Raw genomic sequence first — 20,098 nt, 5'->3', positions numbered from 1 at the left:
ATAAAAGGGGGGAATACTAGAAAGCCTTCGTAATCATAGTATACCCCCCTTTATCTGTGCCTAAACATGATCATGTAAAAAAGTTCTCTTTGCGAAAAACAAACTTGTATGATATAATTTTAAATTGCGTATAATCTGTATTTAATTTAACTTAGGAGTTGTTATGAATGGCAGCAAAATTTGAAGTGGGCAGTGTTTACACTGGTAAAGTAACAGGATTACAAGCGTATGGTGCGTTTGTTGCATTAGATGAAGAAACTCAAGGACTTGTTCACATTTCTGAAGTCACTCACGGTTTCGTAAAAGACATTAACGAACACCTTTCTATCGGTGACGAAGTACAAGTAAAAGTACTTGCGGTTGACGAAGAAAAAGGCAAAATCAGCCTTTCTATCCGTGCGACTCAAGCGGCGCCTGAAAGAAAAGAAAGCAAACCAAGAAAACCGAAAGCGGCTCAAGCTTCTGAAGAAACATCTGCTCCGCAAGGTTTCAACACATTGAAAGATAAGCTTGAAGAGTGGATTGAACAGTCCAACCGCAAAGACCTTATCAAAAAATAATCATTAAAAAAAGCACCGGATATGTATGTTCGGTGCTTTTTTTATGTTTATCTGACTTCCGGATTTGCCGCTTCCTCGCGGGATGTTTCTTCGTTCGGCTTAAACAGCAGGCCGAGATTGATCAGACCGGCGATGCCGACAAGGCCGTAAATAATCCGCGACAGAGCTGATCCTTGGCCGCCGAAGATGGCTGCTACTAAATCAAATTGGAAAAACCCGATCAGTCCCCAGTTAATAGCGCCGATAATCGTTAATACGAGACAGATACGCTGAATAACACTCATGTAAACAACCTCCTCTATGAATTCGTGAAACAGTTATAGATTGTGACAAAGCAAAGAATCTATGCATACTACATTCTCCGCCGTGTAAATCACACACTGTTTCAAGCTGTACAAGTGCCTTTCCCGGGAAGCCGCTGTCTGTAAACCGTGTGATGTGCCGTCAAAAAAGCGGATTGCTTTACATTGAACGTCATCTTTCTGCATAATATAAATCCAAAGGAGGAGATGTCATGCAAAACTTTACATATTGGAATCCGACAAAATTGATTTTCGGAAAGGGAGAGGTTGAAAAACTTCCTGAAGAAATCAAACCGTACGGAAAAAACGTGCTGCTCGTATACGGAGGAGGCAGCATTAAGCGCAGCGGTCTTTATGATCAAGTAACCGAACTGCTGAAAAAAGCGGGAGTTACCGTACATGAATTGGCTGGCGTAGAGCCGAATCCGCGTGTCTCAACGGTGAACAAAGGTGTTGCGCTCTGTAAAGAAAACAGCATCGATTTCTTATTGGCCGTTGGCGGCGGAAGTGTCATTGACTGCACGAAAGCCATCGCGGCGGGCGCTAAATATGACGGCGACGCGTGGGATATCGTCACGAAAAAACACCAGCCGAAAGAAGCGCTGCCTTTCGGAACAGTGCTGACACTTGCGGCAACCGGTTCAGAGATGAACTCCGGATCAGTCATCACAAACTGGGAGACACAAGAGAAATACGGATGGGGGAGCCCGCTCGTTTACCCTAAATTCTCTATTCTCGATCCGGTAAACACATTTACCGTTCCGAAAGACCACACCATTTACGGCATGGTCGATATGATGAGCCATGTGTTTGAACAATATTTCCACCACACGCCAAACACGCCGTATCAGGACCGGATGTGTGAATCGCTTCTGCGCACGGTGATTGAAACAGCGCCGAAGCTGATCAATGATCTGGAGAACTACGAGCTTCGTGAGACGATTTTATATACAGGCACGATCGCATTAAACGGAATGCTGTCAATGGGCGCAAGAGGGGATTGGGCCACACACAACATCGAGCATGCGGTATCAGCGGTTTACGATATACCGCACGCCGGAGGTTTAGCGATTCTGTTCCCGAACTGGATGAGACATGTGCTCAAAGAAAATCCGGCCCGCTTTAAACAGCTTGCCGTCCGTGTCTTCGATATTGACGAGACAGGCAAATCAGATGAAGAGATCGCACTTGAAGGAATCAGCAGGCTGTCTGATTTCTGGACGAGCCTCGGTGCTCCGAACAGACTCGCTGATTATGATATTTCTGATGAGAAGCTGGATACGATTGCAGATAAAGCGATGGCAAACGGAGCATTCGGACAGTTCAAGTCACTGCAGAAAGAAGACGTGCTTGCGATACTGAAAGCATCATTGTAATAACATAAAGGGGGCGGCCGGATTGGCAGCTCCTTTTTTTCTGTGTTATAGTAATTCCCTTACGATTTTTTTGGAGGTTATGATAAATGGAGAACTTTACGTACTACAATCCGACGAAACTGATTTTCGGAAAAGGTCAAATCGACCAATTGAAAAAAGAGCTGAAGCAATACGGGAAAAACGTGCTGCTTGTATACGGAGGCGGCAGCATTAAGCGAAACGGCCTGTATGACCAAGTAACAGGCATCTTAAAAGAAGAAGGCGCAACCGTTCATGAGCTTGCGGGCGTTGAACCGAACCCGCGTCTGGAAACGGTAAATAAAGGAATTGAGCTGTGCAGACAGCATGAGATTGATTTCCTTCTCGCAGTCGGCGGCGGAAGTGTCATCGACTGTACAAAAGCGATTGCGGCCGGTGCGAAATATGACGGCGACGCATGGGACATTTACAGCAAAAAAGTAACGGCGCAGGACGCGCTCCCGTTCGGCACGGTGCTGACGCTTGCGGCGACAGGCTCTGAAATGAACCCTGATTCCGTTATCACAAATTGGGAAACAAACGAAAAATTCGTATGGGGCAGCAATGTCACTCATCCGCGTTTCTCCATTTTAGATCCTGAGAATACTTTCAGCGTTCCGGAAAACCAAACCGTATACGGCATGGTTGATATGATGAGCCACGTATTTGAACAATACTTCCACAATGTTGAAAACACGCCGCTTCAGGACAGAATGTGTTTTGCGGTCCTTCAGACGGTAATTGAAACAGCGCCGAAACTTTTGGAAGACCTTGAGAACTATAAGCATCGTGAAACGATTTTATACGCGGGTACGATCGCATTAAACGGCACGCTGCAAATGGGCTATTTCGGCGATTGGGCTTCCCATACGATGGAGCACGCCGTATCAGCGGTTTATGACATCCCTCACGCGGGAGGACTTGCAATTCTGTTCCCGAACTGGATGAGATACACGCTGGATACAAATGTAGACCGTTTTAAAAACCTGATGCTCAACATGTTTGACATTGATACTGAAGGCAAAACGGATAAAGAAATTGCGCTTGAAGGGATCGATAAATTGTCCGCGTTCTGGACAAGCCTCGGCGCACCGTCCCGCCTTGCGGATTATGACATCGGTGAAGACAAGCTTGAGCTGATCGCAGACATCGCTGCAAAAGAAATGGAATACGGCGGATTCGGCAATTTCCAAAAACTGAACAAAGATGACGTACTTGCCATCTTAAAGGCGTCGCTGTAAGATACATTCCCGGCCGGGGTGAAGATGAAATAGATTTTCAAGCTGCAGATGTAACCGTTTTGGGAGTCCCTTCATTAGTGCATCAAGAGCAAGTGAAACACCCCTTGCCATGAGACAACTATGGAAATCTCACATGATGCGGATTTGACTCCCTGTTTCTGTACATTTAGCAGAAAAGGATCAATTAACTTTGCGATTGCCGATCATCTATTTTCGCAAAATCTAAATCATGAAGATGAAGAGCCTTGCTATACTTCGAATTTAAAAAAGGGGCGCTGATTCAATCAGCGCTCCTTTTATGCATTTTGTGTACTAAGGTCCCGCTGAGCCCCCAAATAGCTTCCCATTAAGTTTTGATAACCGGGAAGATGACTGGAGATTAATGCGCCAAAACCTTCAACGTCGTTGCGCCAATCACGCTGTAACTCGCATGCTACGCTGAACCAGTTCATAAGCTGCGCGCCGCCATGAGCCATACGGGTTAATGATGCATCTGCTACTTGCTTATTAAACGTCCCCGAAGCATCTGTCACAACAAACACTTCGTAGCCTGCTTTAATGGCAGAAAGCGCAGGAAAAGCAACGCAGACGTCTGTTACCACCCCCGCGATAATCAGCTGTTTTTTGCCAGTTGCTTCAATGGCTTTAACAAAGTCTTCATTGTCCCATGCATTAATTTGTCCGGGACGGGCTATTTTTGGCGCATCAGGAAAGAGATCAACGAGTTCTTGCATGAGCGGTCCGTTGGGTCCGTTTTCAAAACTCGTTGTTAAAATAACCGGTAAATCAAAGAATTTAGCCGTATCACCGAGAGCCAATACATTGTTTTTAAATTCATCAACGCCATAGTCACGCACGAGACCGGAAATAAGGCCGGTTTGATGGTCAACTAAAAGCACGGCAGCATCATCTTTTGAAAGACGGGAATAAAGATCAGACATTTTATCATCCTCCTTGAATTAAGGCAAGTAAGTTTGTGAATTGAAAACGGTAAATCTATTCATATGCTGTATAGAAAGAAAGTTATGTCTGAGGTGACTTTTCGTGAGGGGGATGATCCTTCAATTAATTTGGAACGGGAACCGGAGCATGATCAATCCAATGGATGAACTGTTGTAAATAGCGTTGAAGATAACGTTTTGTTTGTTCATCCGTCAGTATGTTTTGAGCGGAATCAATTTTCTCATGGACTTGCGAAATCAGCATTTTTTGAAAGGGCAAAACATTGACTTGCATAGCTTCGAGTACTTCTCTCAATTGCGTTTGACCAAAGGCAGTGCCGAACCCTCCGGGGGTTGCTCCGATTAAGCCAACCGGTTTTCTGTTTAAAACAGAAGAGGTCCGCGGTCTCGATGCCCAGTCCAATGCATTTTTTAATACCCCCGGAATTCCGGAATTGTACTCTGGACTTACAATGATGACGCCGTCAACGTCTTGTATATCAGCTCTAAAGGATGTTACGGAGTCTGGTGCTCCGGCAATTTCTAAATCTTCGTTAAAAAAAGGAAGACTGTCTATTTCAACCCAGCGAAATTGAGCCGCATTATCGAAGTCAATCAATGATTGAGCAATTGCTCGATTATACGAGTTTTTTCGTAAACTTCCACAAATAAGACCAATGGTTTTAGTCATAAAATCACCTCCCGGTTTAAAATCACTTTCATCTTAACACGATACCCCAAATATAGACACTATTTTTAAAAATGTACATTTATGCCTTAATATGCCTGCATGACATCCTCTCAAGAGGAGTACTATATAAAAAGAACCGGCCCATCGGGATTGGCGATGGATGCCATCCTGCTCCAAAGTAAAGGTGATACGTTCCTGGATCACCAACATTCGATTCGTTATCCCTCTCACGATTATTACAAATATAACCATATCGAATCCGGGATATTGTATAAAAAATGAACGCATCTTTAGCGCAAATCCCGTATTCATCATGCCTTCTTCATGACTTGATTTAGCGGGTGAGTTCATATAAAGTGAAAGAGAAAACAATTCACCGTGATGGAGGGACAAGCAAATGACGCATGTACGCTTTGATTACTCAAGAGCGTTACCTTTTTTCAATGAACATGAACTTACATACGCACGTGATTTCGTAAAAACGGCACACCACAATATCCATGAAAAAACAGGCGCCGGAAGCGACTTTTTAGGATGGGTGGACCTCCCTGAAAACTACGATAAAGAAGAATTCGCGCGCATTAAAAAAAGCGCTGAAAAAATCAAATCAGATTCAGACGTGCTTCTCGTCGTGGGTATCGGCGGTTCATACTTAGGCGCCCGCGCGGCGATTGAAGCGCTCAATCATTCTTTCTATAACGTTCTGCCGAAAGACAAGCGCAAAAACCCTCAAGTTATCTTTATCGGCAACAATATCAGCTCAACTTATATGAAAGATGTTATGGATCTTTTGGAAGACGCTGATTTCTCTATCAATGTCATTTCTAAATCAGGCACGACGACGGAACCTGCAATCGCTTTCCGGATTTTCCGCAAACTTCTTGAAGAAAAATACGGAAAAGAAGAAGCGAAAGCGCGGATTTACGCGACGACAGATAAAGAGCGCGGCGCTTTAAAAACGCTTTCTAATGAAGAAGGCTTCGAATCATTCGTTATTCCTGATGATGTCGGCGGACGTTTCTCCGTTCTGACTGCGGTAGGTCTTCTGCCGATTGCGGTAAGCGGGGCTGATATCGATGAAATGATGAAAGGCGCTCTTGATGCAAGCAAAGACTTTTCCAGCTCGGAATTAGAAGAGAACGCGGCTTACCAATACGCCGTCGTCCGCAACGTTCTGTATAATAAAGGCAGAACCATTGAAATGCTTATCAACTATGAGCCTGCGCTGCAATACTTTGCGGAATGGTGGAAGCAGCTCTTCGGCGAAAGTGAAGGAAAAGATGAAAAAGGCATCTATCCTTCTTCCGCTAACTTCTCAACAGACCTTCACTCTCTCGGTCAATACGTGCAGGAAGGCAGACGCGATCTGTTTGAAACTGTATTAAACGTTGAAAAACCGAAGCATGAGCTGACAATTGAAGAAGCGGAAAATGATCTCGACGGCTTAAATTACTTAGCCGGCAAAACGGTCGATTTCGTCAACAAAAAAGCGTTCGAAGGCACGATGCTTGCTCATACAGACGGAAAAGTGCCGAACTTAATTGTCAATATTCCAGAGCTTAATGCATATACATTTGGATATCTCGTCTATTTCTTTGAAAAAGCGGTGGCGATGAGCGGTTATCTGCTCGGAGTCAACCCGTTTGATCAGCCGGGTGTTGAAGCCTATAAGGTGAATATGTTCGCGCTTCTCGGCAAACCGGGCTTTGAAGAGAAAAAAGCAGAGCTTGAAAAACGCCTTGAAAAATAAAAAGAAGGGCTGGCCCTCAGCATGATGGGTCAGCCTTTTTTAAACCGTGAAAGGTGTGATGATGAATTGATGCGACTCTTATGTAAGCATGCCGTCATTTCCGTCTGTTCCGCCGCTATTGTCTATTCGGCACTAAAACTGTCTCCTGAATCCCTCTTACAAACCATCCTGTTTTTCGCTTTCCCTCTCGGCTTGTTTACGGACATGGTCCGGCTGAAACTGAAGATTGGCCGGATGCAGTCGCTGATCACGAAGTGCTGTCTCTATGCCGCCGTTTTCTATATTTCAACGGAAGCCGTTCTCTCCGCAATTGTGACGTATGTTCTGATTGAATGCGCCGTTACCTCTTTCCAGCGTCTGTCTGCCGCTCCCGATTCTTCCCGGGCGCCGTATGAAGATGCCGCAGAGCGGGGACGCTAAAGACAAAAAGGAGCATATGCACATGATCAGCATACCATCTTCACTTGAGGGGCAATCGTTTTTACTCCGCGAACTGGAACAGGTGCTGAAACCGATCGGTTATACCATCGGAGGCGGCTGGGAGTATGACCGCGGGTTCTTTGATTACAAAATTTCCGATCAGGACGGCTATTTATTTCTCCGCATCCCTGTTGAAGCAAATAAGGGACACCTGGATGAACGGGGGGCCGCCGTTACAATCGGCACACCCTTTTTGCTGAGGCACGTCTATCAGGAGGAAACGGATGATCACGCAGGCGGCGGTGTTTTTGAGTCATTATTCAACCAATTCTCCGAGCCGAAACGGCGGGATGCAGCAATTGACCGCTCATATACAGATATCGGCATCTCGCTTGTGAAAGAGCTGGAAGACGTCCTGCTGCATTAAAGAGCCAAAAACAGATCAGTATCGAGCACCTGGTATGACAGGGGAGGGGTCAGCATCGGCCCCTCTTCTTTTTGTATGCCGATGATCGTGGTATTCCGTTTGAGATAATAGAGCGCACAGTCATGATAAGATGAGCCCTTTAATTCCTCGGGGACGGGAATGATGCGCACCTTTTTCTCCAGCGTCAGATCTGACAGCGTTTGCGGTTTGGCAAGCTGCAGCTTGACCCGGTAATGCTCAAACATCACCCGGCTCGACAGGCGTGATGTGCACAGAATCTTATTGGCTCCTGCGCGCTCGGCGTTTTTGACATACCGTTCCGTTAAAATTTCCACGATACAATAAACGGACGGATGCAGCCCTTTGATGGCGAGAAGCGTTAATACCGACAGCATATCAGCTTCGGATTCATTTTTCTGCTGGTCTGCTGTCAAAATGACGGTATCGGCTTCCGTAATATTCGCCTTATTGAGCGTACTGTCATCAGCGGCATGTCCGCGGATGAAATGGACGTTTTCAATAAGCGGCCCTTCCCTTAATGAATCATCAATCAGGACGACAGTTTTTGACGGCGCGATGTGCTGCAGTTCTTTCAGCAACATATGCGACTTCTCATTCCATCCGATAAGAATGACGTGCCCCTTGCCTTTAAAGGCGACCTTCCCTTCGACATAGCGATGCTGTTTGCTGAACACGGCTGAAGAAAGCGTGGCGAAATAGGCGGTCACAAAACTCGCTCCGCTTAATACAAGCACCATGCCGGCAATCTGCCCGAGCGGCGTCTGGGGAACGTAATCGCCGTAGCCGACTGTGGCCACCGTAATAACCGCCCACCAAATCCCTTCAAACACAGACGTGAATTGCTTCGGCTCAAGCATGTAAATGAGTTGGCCGAACAATAAAATCAAGGCGATAATGATCAGTCCGATCCGAACATATAACGGCCATCTCAGCCAGGAAATAAAAATACGGTTTGATTTCATTCGCCCGGCTCTTCTTTCGACAGAGAGATGGATAAAATCTGCTTAATAATGGTGTTTAGTTTTTCGTCCAGCTGTTCCTGGCCGTATGAGTCACGCGCATGTCTGATTAAATCGGCCGTCTCATCTTCAAACTGAATGAGAGGCTCGTCGTTTTCCGCTTCATTATAGAGCTGGATGAAGGCGTCAAGCCCTTCGTTCATTCTGTCTATCGCATTGCTCAGCTGTTCTTTCTCGCCATTTGTCACTTTCATGTCGATCACACCTGTATCTTTTTTTATACAGTATGTCCCAGTTCGTTTGATGTCTTTCAAAAATCGCCGAAAACATATTCACCCTTATTTTTTCATATGATAAAGAAAGCGGACCGAAAAAGGGTGAGTCAAATGACAGTCATTCAAAAATTGCTGGCAGCGCTGGCCGGAGCGCAGCTGCTCGCTTCGGCGGCCGTATTGCTTATTTTCGATTTGAATGGATACAATCATATGTCCGGCGGATTTTCATGGCTTGTTTTTGCAAAAGAGACCGCAGGCACGTTTCCGTTTTACATCGGATTGGCCGGGTGTATCCTCATCATGCTCGGAGGATTGATTCCTGTCAGAAAAAAGAAGCGGATTTCTGTACAGGAAAGCGGACAATCATTAAAATAATATATAAGCAAATCGTACGATATAAGAGAAAAAGGAAGAGGATAATATGCTGTTTATCTTTTTAACAATTGCTGCATTGGGATTGTCGTTTTGGGCACAATTTAAAGTGAAAAGCAATTTTCAGAAATACTCAGACGTAGAAGCTTCCAGTCAGCGGACGGGGGCGGAAACGGCAAGACGGATTCTTGATATTAACGGTTTATATGATGTGCCGGTAGAACCGGTAAGAGGCACTTTAACAGACCATTACGACCCGACGGAGCGGGTGGTGCGTTTATCTGAGCCGGTATATTACGGCCGCTCCATTTCCGCCATTTCCGTCGCTTCCCATGAAGTCGGACATGCTTTGCAGCATCAGGAATCATACGGCGCGCTTGTGCTGAGGCACAAAATTTTTCCGGTCGTCAATTTTGCCTCCGGGGTCGCCCCTCTGCTTTTCTTGGGCGGGATGCTCCTGGGCAGCTTGAACTTAATCGGACTCGGCATTATTTTGTTTTCGGCCGCTGTTTTTTTCCAGCTTGTCACACTGCCTGTCGAGTTTAATGCCAGCGCGAGGGCGAAGCGGATTATCGTGTCGGAAGGATTCATTCGCAACAGTGAAGAACACGGCGTGAATAAAGTGCTGAACGCCGCCGCGCTGACGTATGTGGCTGCGGCGCTCGTTTCATTATTCGAGCTGCTTCGTTTTGTGATGATTTTCTTAAATGGTCGTGATGAGAATTAACACGAAGGAGGTGGCCCCTTACCGTTTGCGGTAGGGGTTTTTTTGCTTATATTAAAACTGATTCTCATTATGCTGTTAATCGGATTAACGGCCATCTTTGTCGCTGCGGAATTTGCGATTGTCAAAATCCGCGGTTCAAAAATCGCGGAGCTGGTTGAAACCGGAGACAGCCGGGCGCTCGCGGCGCACAGGGTGATTTCAAATCTCGATGAATATTTATCAGCGTGCCAGCTCGGCATTACGATTACGGCGCTCGGACTCGGCTGGCTCGGTGAACCGACGATTCAGCGGCTTCTTCATCCTGTTTTCAGCCTGATCGGAATGCCGTCATCTATTACGCACGTCGTCACGTTTATTGCGGCGTTTATCGCCGTCACGTATCTGCACGTTGTTATCGGAGAGCTTGCGCCGAAAACGATATCCATTCAAAAAGCCGAAGCCGTCAGTCTGTGGACGGCAAAACCGCTCATTCTGTTTTATAAAGTGATGTATCCGTTTATTAAACTGTTAAACGGCTCAGCCGGATTTTTGGTCAAGCTGTTCGGTTTTCATTCGGTGAAAGAACATGAGGTCGTGGTCAGTGAAGAAGAATTGCGGCTGATTTTGTCCGAAAGCTATAAAAAAGGTCAAATCAATCAATCTGAATTCCGTTACGTCAATAAAATATTTGAATTCGATAACCGGGTCGCCAGAGAAATCATGGTGCCGCGCACCGAAATCGCCGCCATCTCGCTTGAACAGTCAGTTGATGAAGCCATACATTTGATCATCAACGAACGGTATACGCGATATCCGGTTATTAAGGAAGACAAAGATCACATTCTCGGCATTATTAACAATAAGGATTTATTTAAAGCGTATTTTCTCGGCCGCTCCATTGAATTAAAAGAAATTATGCGTCCGGTCATCAGAGTCATTGAAAGCATCCCCGTTCAGGAGCTTTTGATCCGCATGCAGAAGGAGCGGATTCATATGGCGATTCTCGTTGACGAATACGGCGGCACGGCGGGACTTGTGACCGTCGAAGACATATTGGAGGAAATCGTCGGGGAAATCCGTGATGAATATGACCAGGATGAAATGCCCCACATCGTCAAAAAAGGCGAACACCATTATGTGATGGACGGCAAGGCGCTTATAGAAGAGGTGAATGATCTCCTTGATATCGCCATTGAAAATGAAGACATTGACACGATTGCCGGCTGGCTCTTAACACAAAAAATGGAGCTGAAAAATGGTGATGTGTTTCATGCCGAAGGGTGTGAATTTAAGGTGCTGGAAGCGGAAGACCATCATATCCGCTTCGTTGAAATTAAAAAAACTGATTTCTGAGCCTCCTGCTTTTGCAATGAGGCTTTTTTTATGGAAAAAATGCTTCTTCGTCCCGCTCCTTCATATGATGTAAAGAAAGGAGTGTCGGTATGAAAACGGATTGGTGGAAAACGGCGGCCGTCTATCAAATTTATCCCCGAAGCTTTATGGATTCAAACGGGGACGGAATCGGCGACATGAACGGCATCAGAGCAAAGCTTCATTACATAAAAGAGTTGGGGGCGGATGTGATCTGGCTTTGTCCCGTTTTTGACTCGCCGGGCGCGGACAACGGCTACGATATTCGGAATTATAAACAAATTGCCGGCGAATTCGGGACGATGGAGGATTTTGACCGGCTCCTTGCGGATGTCCATGCGCTCGGCATGAAGCTGATTATAGACCTCGTCATCAACCATACAAGCGATGAGCACCCTTGGTTTATCGAATCACGCTCAGCGAAAGATTCCGAAAAACGGGACTGGTACATCTGGAGAGACGGAAAAAACGGCAAAGAGCCGAACAATTGGGAAAGCATTTTCGGCGGATCAGCGTGGGAATATGATCAAGAGACCGGCCAGTATTACCTGCACCTGTTTGACAAAAAACAGCCTGATTTAAATTGGGAAAACGAAGCGATGAGGCAGTCCGTTTATGAGATGGTCCGCTGGTGGCTTGATAAAGGCATAGACGGCTTCCGGGTGGATGCCATTTCTCACATTAAGAAAAAAGAAGGGCTCCCTGACATGCCGAATCCGGACGGTCTCCCGTACGTCCCGTCTTTCCCGTATCATATGAATGGGGAAGGCATAATGGATCTCTTAAGAGAGCTGAAACGGGAAACATTTTCGCGCTATCCGATCATGACGGTCGGCGAGGCGAACGGAGTGGCGGCTTGGGAGGCGGCTGATTGGGCCGGTGAAGAACACGGCGTCTTTCAAATGATTTTTCAATTTGAACATCTCGGCCTCTGGGATACGGAAGATGATCAAAGCATCTCCATTCCGGCGCTTAAGCGCGTCTTGTCCGGCTGGCAGAACAGTCTTGAAGGAAAGGGCTGGAACGCGTTATTTATGGAGAACCACGATCAGCCCCGCTCCGTCTCGGTATGGGGTGACGAACGGTTTTTGACAGAAAGCGCCAAGGCACTCGCCGCGATGTATATGCTGATGAAAGGCACGCCGTTTATTTACCAGGGGCAGGAGCTCGGGATGACCAATGTTTCGTTTCCATCCATTGAAGATTATGATGACGCCGCAATGAAATATCTGTATGAAAAAGAGACGTCCCGCGGCGTTCCGCATGAAAAAGTGATGAAGATCATCTGGAAGAAGGGCCGGGATAATTCACGGACACCGATGCAATGGAGCGATGAGGCGAACGGCGGGTTTTCTGATGCTTCTCCGTGGCTCGGAGTGAATCCGAACCACACATGGCTGAATGCTGCATCACAAATGGAGGATGAAACATCCGTATACCATTTCTACAGACGGCTGCTCGCCCTCAGAAAAGAACACAGCGTATTGATCAGCGGCACATATGAATTGCTGCTTCCGAATGACCGGCAGATTTATGCCTATCTAAGAAAAAACGGAACAAAAACCGCCCTGATCATCACAAATCTGTCCCGAACCCCCGCTTTATACAGGCATCCCGGTTATCCGCTTGACTCCGATTCTCTCGTGCTTGCAAACGTGGAAACAGAAGCGCACCGCCATGTGACATCCTTTCTTTTAAAGCCTTATGAGGCCCGCGTATATATATGGTGAAAAACTTCAGTCCCGAGGCTGAAGTTTTTTGTGATCTGCGTTTATCATCGCGATCCGACAGGAAAAGACAAATACAGAAACGAATATGGGAAAGGAAGAGAAAAAGAAAGGAGGCATCTATATGCTGAAAAAATTGCAGATTCAAACAAACAGACGGGATGAAATGATCGACATCACACATGAAGCCGAAGCGTTTCTCCGCAAAACAGGCGTGAAAAACGGTTTGGCGCTCATATACTGTCCCCATACAACCGCCGGCATTACCATAAATGAAAATGCCGATCCGGATGTGAAGAGGGATATGCTCAGAAGGTTTGATGAAATGTATCCGTGGGAGCACGAACTGGACCGGCATATGGAGGGAAATACGGCGGCACATATGAAAGCGAGTACAACCGGCGCCTCCCAGCATGTCATCATAGAAGACGGGCGCCTGATACTCGGAACATGGCAGGGCGTTTATTTTTGCGAATTTGACGGTCCGCGAAACAGAACCTGTTATATCAAAATACAGGCTGAACCGGAGGAAAACACAAATGAGTGAGTGGATGAGTGCATTATCATTAACAAAGCCCGTCATTCAGGCGCCGATGGCCGGCGGGCTGGTCACGCCGCGTCTGGCTTCGGCGGTATCAAATGAAGGGGCGCTCGGAAGCCTCGCTTCAGGATACGTCAGCCCGCAAGCGCTTGAAAAACAGCTTATCGAGATGAAAGAGCTGACGGACCGCTCCTTTCAAGTAAATCTTTTCGTCCCGGAGGAAAGACAGATGCCTGAGGCGGAACTTGTTGAAAAATGGAAAGCCCGCATTCCGAGGGCAAAAGACGCCAAGCCGTTCTCTGATCTGAAAGAAGAATGGAATGATTTCGAGGAAAAAGCGGAGCTTCTGATCCGTTACGGAGTCAAAGCGTGTTCATTCACCTTCGGCCTGCCGCCGGAAGAAACGGCGGAAAAGCTGAAGAAAAGCGGTTGTTTCCTTTTCGGCACGGCGACAACGCCGGAGGAAGCGAAGGCCTTTGAGGAACGGGGGATGGACGCCGTTATTCTTCAGGGAATAGAAGCCGGCGGACATCGCGGGTCGTTTCTGCCGGTTAAAGGAGAACCGGCTCTCGGCCTTATGGCGCTGATTCCGCAGGCTAAAGACGCGCTGAATATCCCGGTGATTGCGGCAGGCGGCATTTTTGACCGCCGCGGCGTGCAGGCGGCCCGATGTTTGGGTGCGGACGGCGTTCAAGTAGGAACACCGTTTCTCCTTTGTGAAGAAAGCAGCGCCTCACCGGCATATCAAAAAGCCATTGCCGAATCAAAAGGAGCCGACACGCGGCTGACCACCCTGTTTTCGGGAAAACAGGCGCGGGGAATCGTGAATCAGTTCATGAAAACATATGAAGCTGACGAGGGAAAAACGCTGCCTTATCCGCTGCATAATACGCTGACAAAGCCGATGCGCGGGCACGCGGCTCAATCAGGAGACGCGGAGTATATGTCTTTATGGGCCGGCCAGTCCGCCGCGAAACTTGAAGGGCCGACAGACGTGAAAACCGTTTTGGAAGAATTGTGCGAATCATAATCCAGAAATCGTGAGGTGATGGATGATGAAGATTCTTCAAATGTCCTATAAAAAAAGAGGAACTATTGAGTTTGTCTTTGAAGATTTTCCGCATTCCAAAGTCACCATGGCGCCGATTAAAGGGTATTACTTTGTCCGCGCCATTAAATGGAGCCGACGGGACAGAGCCGTCACCCGACATGATTTAGAGAAGTTTGAATGGGCTGCAAACCAAGCGCTCGGCACGACGGCTTTTTACCGAAAAAGAAAAGCATTTCGCATCCCATCGTCACAATGACAGACGATGGGATTGTTTTAATGCATGATCTGATAAAGCGCGGGTGCATCAAGCCTTGTTGCCTGGTTAAGCAGATAAGCCGGCTGCATGGCATTTTTTTTTCTTAAAGAATTCAATCTCTGGATGATTTGTTCAGCGGTCAGAATCCCGAGACCGTGGGCGAAATATTGATCATTCCCCATCACAATGACATTCTCTCCCCGCCACTGAGCCTTTGCAGGATTAAAATCAGGATTTTTAAAATATAAACAATCTCCCCGTAAAAAGTGGCGGCCGGTTTCCGTGTAGATCGGCAGATGCTCATAGTGCCAGTCATACAAAGTGATATCCCGGAAACGCCGGTTAAACCGTTCTTCACCGATTGTCTTTAAGACGGCCAGATAATAAATCACAACAATGGCGGTAGCGCATTCAAATGCGTAAAACGCCCCATTTTCAATAATGTCCCGAATCGCTTTTGAAGCGGGGATTCTGTACTTCAGCTCCAAGGCTCCTTCCGGCGTCACTCTCCAATAAGCCGTATTTCCGTATGTTTTGGCGAAAGTTGCAAATTTCACACCTGATCCGTGCAGTTCTCTTGCGGCTTCCACAATATGGCGGCGCAGCCGCACCTCGAACATCAGTTCAGCAATCGACCCGTAATCGAATTGTACGGGAGAATTGAGCAGTTCATTTATATACGGAACAAGGCTTTCTTCCGTCTGCCAGTTCGCGATGTCCTGAGGCCGAAGCACTTGGCCGGATATGATAATCATCTTCACGCCCCCCCCTTCTCTTTTTTTATAAGATATGCAGGAAGCTTGGGCAATGAAAATCAAGTCATAAAAAAGGAGGAAATGTTAACAAAATGTGAAGGCTGAGCCGATATATAAGGTATCACACTTGAGGGAGCAGCTTAATATGAAAAAATTCATCAATTGGTGCACAAAGGCATCGATTTCACGTAAATTAATCATTTCATTTATCGTGATCTTAATCATACCGATTCTCGTGTTAGAATTCAGTTCATACCATACGGCGAGCAATTCGCTGGATGATCAGATTTCAGGCAACGCGAAAAATAACATCGAATCTTTTAACACAACCATTACAAATGATATCGGCGCAAAAGCAAAGGCGATTGAATTTTTCAGTGAAACGTTAAAAGGGTCATCCTTCTCAAAGAAAAACATATCTGCTCTAGAAGAAAAGTTCGGGCAATACACGTCTATTCATAAGGACGTAGCCCGCATTTACGGAGGAACGGAAGACGGCGGCTACGCACAGGCGCCGAAGGAGAATACTCCGGCCGATTACGATCCGAGAACACGCACTTGGTATAAAGACGCTGTGAAGGCCGGCGGCACGCTCGTTGTCACCGACCCTTACACCGCGGCAAGCGACGGCAGCATGGTCGTCACCGTGGCAAAGCAGATGCAGGACGGAACAGGCGTAGTGGCCATGGATATTACGATTGACCAGCTGCTGAAGCAGATGCAGGGAATCAAAATCGGGCAAAAAGGATTCGTGTTTATCACGTCTAAAAATAAAACCTATGTCGCGCATAAAGACCACAAACCGGGCGATAAAGTTTCAACCCCGTGGCTGAATGAGGTATACAGCAAAGACAGCGGCATTATTTCATACACGCTCGATGATCAAAATAAAAAAATGGCGTTTACGACAAATAAACTGACCGGATGGAAAATAGAGGGGAGCATGGAGCTCAACGAAATTAAAGACGCCTCACAACCGGTGCTGACGATGGGAATGATCGTCCTTGCAGCATCCATTATCATCGGGGGAATTTTAATTCTGTTGATTGTCAGATCCATTACGTCACCGCTGAAACGGCTTGTCCGCTCTTCTAAACAAATCAGCGGCGGAGACTTGACTGAAACCATTGATATCCGCTCGAAAGATGAATTGGGCGAACTCGGCGCGAGCTTTAATGAAATGGGAGAATCTCTGCGCGGACTGATCAGCGCGATCCAAAACTCTGTCGACAACGTGGCCGCGTCATCGGAAGAGCTGACCGCTTCAGCTTCGCAGACAAGCAAAGCGACGGAACATATTACAATGGCCATTGAGCAGTTTTCAAACGGAAACGAAGAGCAAAGCGAAAAAGTCGATTCAAGCTCAGTCAAGCTGAATCATATAAATGACGGACTCGCCGCCGTTTCCCGCACATCATCATCCATTACGGAAGCATCTAAACAATCGAAGGAAGCTGCCGGCACCGGGGAAGAATATGTGCAGCAAACCGTCGGGCAGATGAATCTCATCAATCAATCGGTCCAGCAGGCGGAAGCGGTTGTAAAAGGCCTTGAGGCCAAATCAAAAGACATCACTCATATTTTAAGAGTCATCAACGGTATTGCCGATCAGACAAACCTGCTTGCGTTAAATGCAGCCATTGAAGCGGCAAGAGCCGGTGAATACGGCCGGGGCTTCTCAGTGGTAGCCGAAGAAGTGCGCAAGCTGGCCGTCCAATCCGCCGGTTCTGCCAAAGAGATTGAAAAACTCATTCAGGAAATCACGGCTGAGATTAATACATCGCTTCACATGTTCACATCCGTTAATGAAGAAGTTCAATCCGGACTTGCCGTAACGGACCGCACGAAGGAAAGCTTCCAGAATATCTTCGGCATGACAAACGACATCGCCGAGAAGCTTCAATCGATGAACGGCACGGTTGAACAGCTGTCAGACAGCTCTCAGCACGTTTCAGCCGCAGTGACCGATATTGCGGACGTATCTAGGGAAAGCGCAGCAAGCATTCAGGATATTGCCGCATCCGCAGAAGAACAGCTTGCATCAATGGAAGAAATCAGCACATCCGCCGATACTTTGGCGCAAATGGCCGAAGAACTGCGGGAATTAACGAAACAATTTAAAATCAACTAGTAAAAAAGGACGCTTTCCGGATGGAAGGCGTCCTTTTTTATAGTGACAGCCGGATAATTGAATAAAAAGTCTTGCATACAAAGGGAGTATATAGAACTATTTTTCATTTGTGACTTAATTTCCAATGTAATAAAAAGGGAGTCGGCCGATATAAACAGTAAATGATTGAAAGAGGTTTACAAAATTGAAAAAAACAGCAAAAAAAATCGCCAGAAAATCAATAGCCAAAAAACTGATCATTTCATTTTTACTGATCTTACTCATTCCGGTAGCAGTATTGGCTGCCGGCGCCTACCGTTCGGCGGCTTCATCCGTTGAAAAGCAAATGATGGAAAGCGCCGAAGGAAATGTGCAAATCTTAAACAATATGATTGATGACCGGATCGGAATGTTTACAAAAAGCTCAGCATATTTCAGCGAATGGGCGACAAGCGCCAAATTTAAAGAAAAAAACCAAACGGAAATGCAAGAAAGGTTCAAGCAGTTTATTGAAAGCAATGATAAAGCGTCCGCCGTATTTTCAAGCAGCAAGGAAGGAACGTTTACCCGTTATCCGCATGCCGATATGCCGGCCGATTTCAACCCGCTTGAAAGAAGCTGGTATCAGGAAGCCATGGAGAATAAAGGCCAAACCATCATCACAGACCCTTATGAGTCCATCTCAAACAAAAAGATGGTCGTCACCATGGCCCGCGCGGCGCAAGACGGATCAGGCGTCGTCGCCATTGATATAAAAATCGACGATCTCATCACGATGACAAAAGAAGTGAACATCGGAAAAGAAGGATACGCCTTTATCCTCAGCAAAAATAAAAAAGCCGTTGCCTACAGTGATGAAAAAGCCGGCGCGGCGGTATCGGGAAAATGGGTTGATACATTATTCAGCGGGCAAAAAGGCAACTTTGAATATACGCTGAACGGAAAAGCGAAAAAAATGGCGTACGTGACCAATGAAGCGACGGGCTGGAAGATCAGCGGAACCATGTCCGTGGAAGAAATCAAGGATGCGGCAAGACCGGTTCTGACTCTGGCCGTTATCATATTGGCGATAGCCATTGCCGCAGGGATGATTTTCATTTATTTTGTCATCCGCTCAATTACCAAACCGTTAAAACGTCTCGTAGCTTCAGCGGAAAAAATCAGCAGCGGAGATCTGACGGAAACCATTGATGTCAGCTCTCAAGATGAGCTGGGCGTGCTCGGTAAAAGTTTTAATCATATGACAGATTCACTCCGTTCGCTTATTCAGGGAATTCAGGACTCTGTTGAACATGTCGCTTCTTCCTCAGAGGAGCTGACGGCTTCGGCTGAGCAGACGAGCAAAGCAACGGAACATATCACCCTTGCGATTGAACAGTTTTCTAATGGAACGGAAGACCAAAGTGAGAGTATTGATAAAGCGACAGCCCAAGTGAATGAGATGAAAGACGGGCTCAGTGATCTGGCGGAAGCGGCAGCCGTGGTGACGGAAACGTCAATTGAATCGGCGGAGATATCCGGCGCCGGTGAGCGGCTTGTCAAGAAAACAGCCGGCCAGATGGGCGCCATTGACCAATCCGTAAGTAAAGCGGAGCAAGTCGTACAAGGGCTTGAACTCAAATCGCAGGACATCACCAGCATTTTGCGCGTCATTAACGGCATTGCCGATCAAACGAATCTCCTTGCTTTAAATGCAGCCATTGAAGCGGCAAGAGCGGGAGAATACGGACGCGGTTTTTCAGTCGTTGCCGAAGAAGTGAGAAAGCTTGCCGTCCAATCCGCCGATTCAGCGAAAGAAATCGAATCCTTAATTCATGAAATCGTCAAAGAAATTCATACTTCGCTCGGAATGCTGGAATCCGTCAATCACGAGGTGAAAAGCGGACTTCAGTTAACGGACGAAACGGAAAAAAGCTTCCGGGACATTTCCGTTAAAACAAATCAGATTGCCGGTGAACTGCAAAATATGAATGCAACCGTGGAACAACTTTCTGCCGGGTCTCAGGAAGTATCAAACGCTTCAGAGGATATCGCGGCCGTCTCCAGACAAAGCGCGGCCGGCATTCAGGACATCGCGGCTTCAGCTGAAGAGCAGCTTGCGTCCATGGAGGAAATCAGTTCCTCCGCCGTCACGCTGGAAAAAATGGCGGAAGAATTACGCGAACTGACAAAGCGTTTTAAGATAAACTCTTAATTAAGTCTAAAAGACTAATTTTAAGATAGGTAAA

21 protein-coding genes are annotated in these 20,098 nt (G+C 46.8%); 15 read left to right on the top strand and 6 right to left on the bottom strand.

All coding sequences use genetic code 11. From position 1 onward, the window contains the following. Positions 1–167: 167 nt before the first annotated feature. Entirely contained in the window at positions 168–560 is a 393-nt protein-coding gene (gene yugI, locus ACKTRM_RS14540) for a S1 domain-containing post-transcriptional regulator GSP13 (protein WP_007408653.1), read from the top strand. 47 nt (positions 561–607) lie between these two features. Here the strand turns inward: yugI and ACKTRM_RS14535 are convergent, their stop codons facing one another. Then, a complete protein-coding gene (locus ACKTRM_RS14535) occupies positions 608–844 on the bottom strand; it encodes a DUF378 domain-containing protein (protein ID WP_003152104.1) in 237 nt (78 codons plus the stop codon). Positions 845–1,074: 230 nt separating this feature from the next. Here ACKTRM_RS14535 and ACKTRM_RS14530 point away from each other — a divergent pair, with 230 nt between their 5' ends. Together ACKTRM_RS14530 and ACKTRM_RS14525 are read left to right on the top strand one after the other, a co-directional pair. Further along, positions 1,075–2,238: an iron-containing alcohol dehydrogenase gene (locus ACKTRM_RS14530; RefSeq protein ID WP_012118296.1), complete on the top strand. Its 1,164-nt coding sequence runs from the start codon at positions 1,075–1,077 to the stop codon at positions 2,236–2,238. An 86-nt stretch (positions 2,239–2,324) separates the two neighbouring features. Further along, on the top strand, positions 2,325–3,497 hold the full coding sequence (locus ACKTRM_RS14525; RefSeq protein WP_003152109.1) for an iron-containing alcohol dehydrogenase: 1,173 nt from the start codon (positions 2,325–2,327) through the stop codon (positions 3,495–3,497). Between the two features lie 296 nt (positions 3,498–3,793). On the opposite strand, the gene ycaC is transcribed toward ACKTRM_RS14525, so the two are convergent. Next, complete coding sequence (gene ycaC / locus ACKTRM_RS14520) at positions 3,794–4,438, bottom strand: isochorismate family cysteine hydrolase YcaC (RefSeq protein ID WP_012118295.1); 645 nt, start codon at positions 4,436–4,438, stop codon at positions 3,794–3,796. Between the two features lie 124 nt (positions 4,439–4,562). Continuing rightward, on the bottom strand, positions 4,563–5,129 hold the full coding sequence (locus ACKTRM_RS14515; protein WP_012118294.1) for an NADPH-dependent FMN reductase: 567 nt from the start codon (positions 5,127–5,129) through the stop codon (positions 4,563–4,565). Between the two features lie 397 nt (positions 5,130–5,526). On the opposite strand from ACKTRM_RS14515, the gene ACKTRM_RS14510 reads away from it, so the two are divergent. From ACKTRM_RS14510 to ACKTRM_RS14500, 3 genes are read left to right on the top strand one after another with little or no spacing between them, the layout of a single operon-like run. Continuing rightward, the gene (locus ACKTRM_RS14510; protein WP_007408647.1) at positions 5,527–6,879 is read left to right on the top strand and encodes a glucose-6-phosphate isomerase; all 1,353 of its coding nucleotides are present in this window, start codon (positions 5,527–5,529) and stop codon (positions 6,877–6,879) included. Between the two features lie 21 nt (positions 6,880–6,900). After that, positions 6,901–7,299: a hypothetical protein gene (locus tag ACKTRM_RS14505; protein WP_012118293.1), complete on the top strand. Its 399-nt coding sequence runs from the start codon at positions 6,901–6,903 to the stop codon at positions 7,297–7,299. A gap of 22 nt (positions 7,300–7,321) precedes the next feature. Further along, a complete protein-coding gene (locus tag ACKTRM_RS14500; RefSeq protein WP_012118292.1) occupies positions 7,322–7,726 on the top strand; it encodes a YugN-like family protein in 405 nt (134 codons plus the stop codon). Here ACKTRM_RS14500 and ACKTRM_RS14495 read toward each other — a convergent pair. Both ACKTRM_RS14495 and ACKTRM_RS14490 read right to left on the bottom strand, forming a co-directional pair. Further along, a complete protein-coding gene (locus tag ACKTRM_RS14495) occupies positions 7,723–8,709 on the bottom strand; it encodes a potassium channel family protein (protein WP_012118291.1) in 987 nt (328 codons plus the stop codon). The genes ACKTRM_RS14500 and ACKTRM_RS14495 overlap by 4 nt on opposite strands. Further along, a complete protein-coding gene (locus ACKTRM_RS14490) occupies positions 8,706–8,960 on the bottom strand; it encodes an atypical membrane-integrating protein (RefSeq protein WP_023357104.1) in 255 nt (84 codons plus the stop codon). The genes ACKTRM_RS14495 and ACKTRM_RS14490 overlap by 4 nt, the downstream gene beginning before the upstream one ends. A 132-nt stretch (positions 8,961–9,092) precedes the next feature. Here ACKTRM_RS14490 and ACKTRM_RS14485 point away from each other — a divergent pair, with 132 nt between their 5' ends. From ACKTRM_RS14485 to ACKTRM_RS14455, 7 genes are all read left to right on the top strand, one after another. Continuing rightward, positions 9,093–9,356 (top strand): hypothetical protein, encoded by a 264-nt coding sequence (locus tag ACKTRM_RS14485; protein WP_015418085.1) that lies wholly within the window; start codon positions 9,093–9,095, stop codon positions 9,354–9,356. A gap of 46 nt (positions 9,357–9,402) precedes the next feature. Continuing rightward, on the top strand, positions 9,403–10,080 hold the full coding sequence (locus ACKTRM_RS14480; protein WP_003152125.1) for a zinc metallopeptidase: 678 nt from the start codon (positions 9,403–9,405) through the stop codon (positions 10,078–10,080). Positions 10,081–10,122: 42 nt separating this feature from the next. Then, positions 10,123–11,412, top strand: coding sequence for a hemolysin family protein (locus ACKTRM_RS14475; protein ID WP_007408640.1), 1,290 nt, complete (start codon positions 10,123–10,125; stop codon positions 11,410–11,412). 89 nt (positions 11,413–11,501) lie between these two features. Then, a complete protein-coding gene (locus ACKTRM_RS14470) occupies positions 11,502–13,160 on the top strand; it encodes a glycoside hydrolase family 13 protein (protein ID WP_012118290.1) in 1,659 nt (552 codons plus the stop codon). A gap of 121 nt (positions 13,161–13,281) precedes the next feature. After that, the gene (locus ACKTRM_RS14465) at positions 13,282–13,704 is read left to right on the top strand and encodes a secondary thiamine-phosphate synthase enzyme YjbQ (protein WP_012118289.1); all 423 of its coding nucleotides are present in this window, start codon (positions 13,282–13,284) and stop codon (positions 13,702–13,704) included. Next, positions 13,697–14,728, top strand: a complete 1,032-nt coding sequence (locus ACKTRM_RS14460) for a nitronate monooxygenase (protein WP_012118288.1) — start codon at positions 13,697–13,699, stop codon at positions 14,726–14,728. Before ACKTRM_RS14465 ends, ACKTRM_RS14460 begins: the two co-directional genes overlap by 8 nt. A gap of 25 nt (positions 14,729–14,753) precedes the next feature. Beyond that, entirely contained in the window at positions 14,754–15,005 is a 252-nt protein-coding gene (locus ACKTRM_RS14455) for a hypothetical protein (protein ID WP_007408636.1), read from the top strand. A 17-nt stretch (positions 15,006–15,022) separates the two neighbouring features. Here the strand turns inward: ACKTRM_RS14455 and ACKTRM_RS14450 are convergent, their stop codons facing one another. Continuing rightward, entirely contained in the window at positions 15,023–15,760 is a 738-nt protein-coding gene (locus ACKTRM_RS14450) for a protein-glutamine gamma-glutamyltransferase (RefSeq protein WP_023357103.1), read from the bottom strand. Between the two features lie 145 nt (positions 15,761–15,905). Here ACKTRM_RS14450 and tlpB (ACKTRM_RS14445) point away from each other — a divergent pair, with 145 nt between their 5' ends. Both tlpB (ACKTRM_RS14445) and tlpB (ACKTRM_RS14440) read left to right on the top strand, forming a co-directional pair. Beyond that, complete coding sequence (gene tlpB, locus ACKTRM_RS14445) at positions 15,906–17,891, top strand: methyl-accepting chemotaxis protein TlpB (RefSeq protein WP_012118286.1); 1,986 nt, start codon at positions 15,906–15,908, stop codon at positions 17,889–17,891. 184 nt (positions 17,892–18,075) lie between these two features. Then, entirely contained in the window at positions 18,076–20,064 is a 1,989-nt protein-coding gene (tlpB, locus tag ACKTRM_RS14440) for a methyl-accepting chemotaxis protein TlpB (protein WP_012118285.1), read from the top strand. Positions 20,065–20,098 lie beyond the last annotated feature (34 nt).

The organism is Bacillus sp. D7-8, assembly GCF_052055895.1.
GTDB lineage: Bacteria > Bacillota > Bacilli > Bacillales > Bacillaceae > Bacillus > Bacillus velezensis.
Note: the sequence above shows the minus strand (reverse complement) of the source record. Positions and strands in the feature narration are given on the sequence as shown.